At 50.4% G+C, this 5733-nt stretch carries 7 protein-coding genes; 3 read left to right on the forward strand and 4 right to left on the reverse strand.

Features of this window, described 5'->3' with window-relative positions:
• Positions 1-1573 (reverse strand): alanine--tRNA ligase (locus AWU74_RS03390; RefSeq protein WP_062327596.1); only part of this gene is annotated, 1573 nt, incomplete at its 3' end.
• Positions 1574-1604: 31 nt separating this feature from the next.
• On the opposite strand from AWU74_RS03390, the gene AWU74_RS03395 reads away from it, so the two are divergent.
• Positions 1605-1808: a hypothetical protein gene (locus tag AWU74_RS03395; RefSeq protein ID WP_062327599.1), complete on the forward strand. Its 204-nt coding sequence runs from the start codon at positions 1605-1607 to the stop codon at positions 1806-1808.
• Between the two features lie 115 nt (positions 1809-1923).
• Here the strand turns inward: AWU74_RS03395 and AWU74_RS03400 are convergent, their stop codons facing one another.
• The 3 genes from AWU74_RS03400 to AWU74_RS12610 form a co-directional block, all read right to left on the reverse strand.
• Positions 1924-2226 carry a hypothetical protein gene (locus AWU74_RS03400; RefSeq protein WP_162504738.1) on the reverse strand — a complete coding sequence of 101 codons (303 nt, stop codon included), beginning with the start codon at positions 2224-2226 and terminating at the stop codon, positions 1924-1926.
• Entirely contained in the window at positions 2223-2732 is a 510-nt protein-coding gene (locus AWU74_RS03405; protein WP_162504739.1) for a hypothetical protein, read from the reverse strand. Before AWU74_RS03405 ends, AWU74_RS03400 begins: the two co-directional genes overlap by 4 nt.
• A gap of 676 nt (positions 2733-3408) precedes the next feature.
• Positions 3409-3552, reverse strand: coding sequence for a hypothetical protein (locus tag AWU74_RS12610; RefSeq protein WP_238580152.1), 144 nt, complete (start codon positions 3550-3552; stop codon positions 3409-3411).
• 200 nt (positions 3553-3752) lie between these two features.
• Here AWU74_RS12610 and AWU74_RS03410 point away from each other — a divergent pair, with 200 nt between their 5' ends.
• Together AWU74_RS03410 and proB are read left to right on the forward strand one after the other, a co-directional pair.
• The gene (locus AWU74_RS03410; RefSeq protein WP_062327606.1) at positions 3753-4817 is read left to right on the forward strand and encodes a PD-(D/E)XK nuclease family protein; all 1065 of its coding nucleotides are present in this window, start codon (positions 3753-3755) and stop codon (positions 4815-4817) included.
• Between the two features lie 347 nt (positions 4818-5164).
• A partial coding sequence (proB, locus tag AWU74_RS03415) for a glutamate 5-kinase (protein ID WP_062327609.1) occupies positions 5165-5733 on the forward strand: 569 nt, incomplete at its 3' end.

The following is a 5733-nucleotide window of genomic DNA, read 5'->3' on the forward strand; positions in this document are numbered from 1 at the left end:
CCTGAACGTTACCGGCCAAACCCCGCCGTATCTGCTCGGTGACGAGCGCCTCGACCCGCTCGATTTCTTCCTTAGTCATCGCGGTGGGGTGCGAAAAGTCGAAGCGCATCCGCTCCGCCGTAATGTTGGAGCCCTTCTGCGCCACGTGCTCGCCGAGCACCAGCCTCAAAGCCTTGTGCAGCAGGTGCGTCGCCGTGTGGTACCTCGTCGTAATCTCCGAATGGTCGGCAAGACCGCCCCTAAACGCCTGCTCGCTTCCGGCGCGGCTCGTCTCCTGGTGCTTTTTGTACGCCTCGTCGAATTCGGCGCGGTTCACGGTCAGACCGTTTTCGCCCGCAAACTCCTCGGTCAGCTCCACGGGAAAACCGAAGGTGTCGTAGAGCCGGAACGCGACGCGCCCCGGTATCATCCGCGCGGGATTCTTGCGCAGGTTCGGCAGGAGTTTCTCAAACTCCGCCTCGCCCTTTTTGAGCGTCTCAAGGAACTTATTCTCTTCGCGCATAAGTTCGGCTACGATAAAATCTTTCTTTTCGCTGATTTCGGGATAATAGTGTCCGTACAAGCCGACGACGCCCTGCGTCAATTCCTCGAATAATATGTCGGCAAGACCAAGTTTCCGCGCGTGGCGCACCGCGCGGCGAATCAGGCGGCGGAGCACGTAGCCCGCGCCCACATTCGACGGCAACACGCCTTTCGGGTCGCCGATGATGAATACCGCCGCACGCACGTGGTCGCAGATGACGCGGATTGAGCGGTCGTCTTCCGCGTTTGCGCCGTATCTTTTGCCCGTGATTTGCTCAATGCGCCCGATGACCGGACGGAACACTTCCGTGTCGTACACGGACTTTTTGCCTTGCAGTATCGCCACCGTGCGCTCGACGCCCATTCCGGTATCCACGCACGGGCGCGCGAGCGGCGCATAGCTGCCGTCCGCACCTTTGCGGTATTGCATGAACACGTTGTTCCAAATCTCAAGGTATTTTCCGCAGCGGCACCCGGGTCGGCAGTCGGAGCCGCAGGCGGGCGCGCCGACGTCATAGAATATTTCGGTGTCCGGTCCGCAGGGTCCGGTCGCGCCGGCCGGTCCCCACCAGTTGTCTTCGCGCGGCAAAAAATGAATGCGCTCTTTCGGTAACCCCAATGATTCCCACACCGTCGCAGATTCGCCGTCGCGCGGTGCCTTGCCGTCTCCGGCAAACACCGTTACGGACAGTTTTTCGGGCGGTATGCCCAGCCACTCGCTTTTGGTGAGGAATTCGTAACTGTAGCCTATGGATTCTTTCTTGAAGTAGTCGCCGAGCGACCAGTTGCCGAGCATTTCAAAAAACGTGAGGTGGCTCGCGTCCCCGACGGAATCAATGTCTCCGGTGCGAATGCATTTCTGGCAGCCGATGAGCCGCTTTCCGGCGGGGTGCGGTTCGCCCATAAGGTAGGGCACGAGCGGGTGCATTCCCGCGGTGGTGAACAGCACGGTCGGGTCGTTTTCGGGAATCAGCGATTTGCCGGAAATCTCCGCGTGCGCGCGCAGCTTGAAAAAATCCGTATACTTTGCGCGCAGTTCGTTCGCAGTCATTGTGCGCCCAGTATGGTTACAATATTTTTTAATGTCAAGCGACGGGAAGGGTGCGTTCGGCTTCGCCGAACGTCCGAATTCCTTCAAGGAACTCGGCATAAAGGTGTACCTACAGAAAATTCGGCAAATAGGCAAAGCCTGCGTGCGGACAGTTTGCGGCATAGAGGTAAAAGCGGACGAAAGACAGAGAGGCGCAAGGCATATAGGCAAGCCTCTTTTCCCCGCCTCTCGATAAACCGGCGTACCGGGCGTAAAAGAACAGGGCTTTCGCCCTGCTCTTTTACCTTATATGCCTATTTTTCTGCCCCGTGGAAAGCCCCGGCGACCAGCTTCGGTAGACAAAAAAGCCTTCATTCGTCTTTTAGCCGCAGCGTGGGGTCACGCGGCTGTTTTACTACGTCGTCCTGATATACCGCATCGGTACGATTTGGAAGCGACAACCCCGTATTACTATTAGTCTTGTCCCAAAGAACAGTGAATGCCCTTGTACGCGGTTCAAGCGTCGCAATTGCGCCGATAGTCGAGCCTTCCCAGCTATAATATATAGTGAATATTCCCGTTTGGTCTCGGTGAATGACAAAACCGCCAGCGCTGTCCTTTTTTTTAACTTTCCAGTCAAACACATCAAGCAACTTTCCGTCGTCAGTATTCACGAGAAAAAACACGCCCCTATCCGTCGATAACTCATAACTGCCGGGAGACTGGCTGTCAAATCGAACGCACCCGCCGCTATAGATACTATTAAAAAGAAAAAACCGTCCGTCGGAAGATACGCGGAAATTATATGCCGCGTTCCCCAGCAACAGAACGACTGTTCCCGCATTTCCGTCAAACTTATACAGCGATTCTCTGCCCTGCTCCGCCGTTTCCCTGAGAAAAAAGCACTCCTTTCGGTCTTTTGCAAATTGGACTTCGCCCACTCGTGAACGCCGTCCCACGAGCCGAGCAAGCACGTTGTTTTGAGCGATCGGCTGTCCTGTGCGTAGAGGTTCAGCGTATGTGCTTTAGCCCCGCTCATGTTGTACGCCAGTCGCTCATTGTTTTTCAGCGGCTCAAACGTGGAAACTATGCGCTGCGCTCCGGCGGCGGCTATGCGGAACAGGAGCAGCAGCGCTAAAGCACAGGTTTTGCCGTGCATTTGTACCCCGTCTATTTTCACAGTTCCGCTCTTCATAAATCGCTCGGCAGCCTCGTGCGCGGGCAAACCGGAAAGCTTTCCACTTGATGCCGATTGCTGCGCACCGCGCGCTTTGCTATAGTGCGCGGCGTTGTACCCTTCGGGAGGATTGTAGCGCGGCGCCGCCCGTGCCTTATGCTTGCCCAAACCCGGCGGATAGATAAAGCCTATAGCGGCAAAACTCCTTTTTCGCTCCCCGCCGCAGGACGAATATGGGTCGTAATTTATAAAGTATGACGCATAATTTGTAACCCCCAGCGCATAATTTTCAAATTGCGTCTCATAATTTACAAATCCCAGCGCATAATTTCCAAATTATGGGGTATAATTTTCAAATCCTGTCTCATAATTTTCAAATTATGGCGTATAATTTTCAAATTGCGAGGCATAATTTGAAAATCCTGTGTCATAATTTATAAATTGCGGGCAGGATTTTACGCGACCCGGAGGCATATCCGCCCTATTCGGGCACGTATCCTTGCGGACGCGCGCGGGGAGAACACCGCGCGCGAGACACCGAAAATATGTTTGAAAGGCGCGCGTATTCCGCTTGACATTTTATTGCACGGCGGCTAATATATATAAAATCGGTCAGCATATTTGCGCAAAAGACGGTTAATATGGAGGAAAATCATGGCGAATACAAGATATAAGTGTATCAAATGCGGTACTGGAACGACTGCATCAAGTCATCCTCTTGTAGGAAAATGTGGGAAGGGCGGCGGGCACGAATGGGTTGTTGAAGACGGGCAACCGCATCGCTGGAAATGTATAAAATGCGGCGCTGGACAATCTTCTTCAAGTCACCCTCTCGTAGGAAGATGCGGAAAAGGCGGCGAACACGAGTGGGTTGAATCTTGATTTCAATATATGTTTAGGATAAGTATTGGATACTAATTCGCTGTTCTATACCAGACAGTCGAGCGGACACACAGAACTTTAGGAGACATGTTGTTTTTGAAGCAGTTGCCAAAAAAATAAAACTGGTATTAGGGTGTAACAATGGAAGAAATACAGGACTTTTTGGAACAATATGCTCTTGCTGAATACGAGGAAAAAGAACCAAATATTTTTCAAATTGCTCGCTTCCCTCATTATGAAAATGTCAGCAGCAATGTCTTAGAATACTTTCTTAAATATCCGACTGTGTTGCAATCATTGCTGAGTTGCATTTCAAATAAATATGATGCATCAAAATATATTACCATTTATCGAGAAGCACAAACAAAAAACAATAAAAAAATTGATATTTTAATAAATACCGATAGGTATATAATCGGTATAGAAAACAAAATCAACGCTCCGCTATACAATCCAGTGAATGATTATTGTGAATATTTACAGGAACTGGCTGCAAATGAACATAAAGAAATGGTATTTATTGTTTTATCGAAAAACAAAGTCCCGAAATGTGAAAAATATGTGAATATATTATATTCAGATTTTGCGTTTGCATTACGCAAAAATTATGCTAAATTATTGAGCAGTCTTGGACACAGGTATTTCTTTCTGCTTAACGAGTATGTCGAGAATATTGAAAGCTTTAACGGAGGCTTATATATGAACGATGAATTTGTAAAAATTGCTCGGATTGATAACAACAGTGATAAAATATCACAAATTGTCATCGAGGCTGGAAAATTGAGAAAAGAATTTCGCAACACCGCTGATCGTATATTGGCAGATTTGAAAGACGATAACAAATCGTTCAAAAAAACATGGTGTTGGGATGCTTTTGAAGAGGGTAACTATTTGTGTTATATCGCTGTATTTCAGGATTATTATTTAGACGGTGACGAACAACACAACGTTACTATTGATATTAATGTTTCTGCTAGTGGCTATTCAGTTGAGATATTTGAACGGAACGGACAGTTTGATAATGTTTTTAAGGACGGTTTAAAAAATATAATACCGGATTTATCTGAAAAGTATCGTGTTTTAGGTATCCGGTATCGTTACAACACGGAATATGATTTTCAGGAGTATGACCAATTAATAATGACTCTGAAAGGAGTATTGAAAAATTTTGCGGATTACGATGAACGCAAAAAGCCCAGCACATAGCATACGGTTTACGCTCCGCTGTTTCGTTCTCCGTCTGGAGAAATCCCAGTCGGCGCTGACGTTTGCTGTGGCTACCGAACGATATGCGGGCGGTAGCCATAAAGTTGCTTATTAAGCGAATTTACCGAAAGGCGGGGAGGCGGAAACGTTTCCTCGCCTTTTTTACGCCCGGACGCAGGGTTTGCCGAAGGGCGGAAAGCGGAAAAAGGAGGCTTTATCTACGCCGCGAGTTTTTTCAGAAAACTCGGTAGCAAGCCGAAGGCTTGTGGCAGTTCCCTCAAGGAACTCGGACGCACGCTTGCGGTGTGCTATTCCACACCGCAAGCGTGCGCGCTATACTGCGCGGCATGAACTCGTCTGCGATACAGGACGCGGTCGCCGCCGCGCGGAAAATCGTCATTAAAATCGGCTCGAACACGCTGGCGCGCAAGGACGGCACGATAGATATAGACTTTATGAACGGCTTTGCCTGCCAGTGCGGGGCGCTTATGGGCGCGGGCAAGCAGCTCGCGCTCGTGTCGTCGGGGGCGCAGGTGGCGGGGGTCTCGACGCTCGACCGCTGGTCGCGCAAAACGGACATTCACTACCGGCAGGCGCTGTGCGCTATCGGGCAGGTGGAGCTTATGGACAAGTGGCGGAGCGCGTTCAGCCGCTGCGGCATTCATATCGGGCAGCTTCTGTTCACGAAGGAGGACTTTCAGGACGATCACCGGACGCTCAATATGCGGAACACGCTGTTTACGCTGCTCGATGAAGGCGTGGTGCCGGTCATAAACGAGAACGATTCGGTTACGTTCGACGAAATCCGAATCGGCGACAACGACAACCTGAGCGCGCTGACGGCGATTCTGTGGAACGCCGATTTGCTCATTCTGTTCAGCGACATAGACGGCATTTTCACCGACAACCCCAAGAC

Source organism: Treponema endosymbiont of Eucomonympha sp. (assembly GCF_001028545.1).